We start from the raw sequence: 960 nt of genomic DNA on the forward strand, positions 1-960 counted from the left end.
CTCCCGATAGGTCAGCCCGCGCTCGTCGTAGATCGTGGTGATCGTGGCCTCGCCCTGCTGCTGTAGCGTGACCTCGCGGTTGGCGTCGTAGCCAAGCACGCTGGTGAGCACGCGGCCGTCGCCAACCTGCTCGGTGGTGAGCGTGAGCTCGTTGAGAACGTCATACGCAAACGAGGTCGAGACCACGCCGTTGCCCTGCGGCGCACCTGCACAATCGAGCGCCTCGTAGTCGACGCGGACCAGGTTCATGTTGGCGTCATAGATGTGATCCGTGTACGCCCGCGTGGCCGCACCGCCTCCGCATGTCGCAGGGCACGTGGTGGCAGGACCCAGCTCGCGGACCAGCTCGTCGCGCGCGTTATAGAGGTAGAGCTTGTCGTTGCCGCGCGGGTCCACGCGCCGGACTTCATTGCACGCGGCGTCAAACTCTTTGGTGGTCGTCAGCGCCAGCCCATCAGGGTCGACGATCTCCTGACGAACATGCCCGTCATCGGCGTAGCTGAAGACCACCTCGCGGCGGACGCCCTGTGGGTCCGCCGGCAGCTGATGCCGGGTCAGCTGGCCGACAGAGCTGTACTCCATGTCTTCGCGGGTATCTGGCTCGGGGTGAATGATCGATGTGCGATTCCCAGCGGCGTCATAGCGTGCCTGGGTGACGTTGCCGCGCGCGTCGGTGGCAAGCACGACGAAGTCTTGGGCGTCGTGTTCGTTGCCGAGTCCCGGCGCGTACTCGAACAACTCGCGGATCCGCGGGAGGCCGCTGTCACACACGTCGGCCTCATAGCGACGCTCCCGCAGGTTGCCTCGGATCCGCGGCGACGCAGCGGAACTCAGATCCCCCTCGTAGATCGACACCGTCGCGTTCCCTCGCGGGTGGACGACGCGGCTGACGTGGCCATCGGCGTTATAAGCGAACCGCGTCTCGAAGTAGTCCGGGTCATCAGCCCGCAGCTTGTCCAC

General features: G+C 65.6%; 1 protein-coding gene. It reads right to left on the reverse strand.

Going from position 1 to position 960, the window contains the following annotated elements; translation table 11 throughout:
* On the reverse strand, positions 1-960 hold a 960-nt coding region (locus DB30_RS40945; RefSeq protein ID WP_165704199.1), incomplete at both ends, for an RHS repeat protein.

It is taken from the genome of Enhygromyxa salina (assembly GCF_000737335.2).
GTDB classification, from domain to species: Bacteria; Myxococcota_A; Polyangia; order Nannocystales; family Nannocystaceae; genus Plesiocystis; species Plesiocystis salina_C.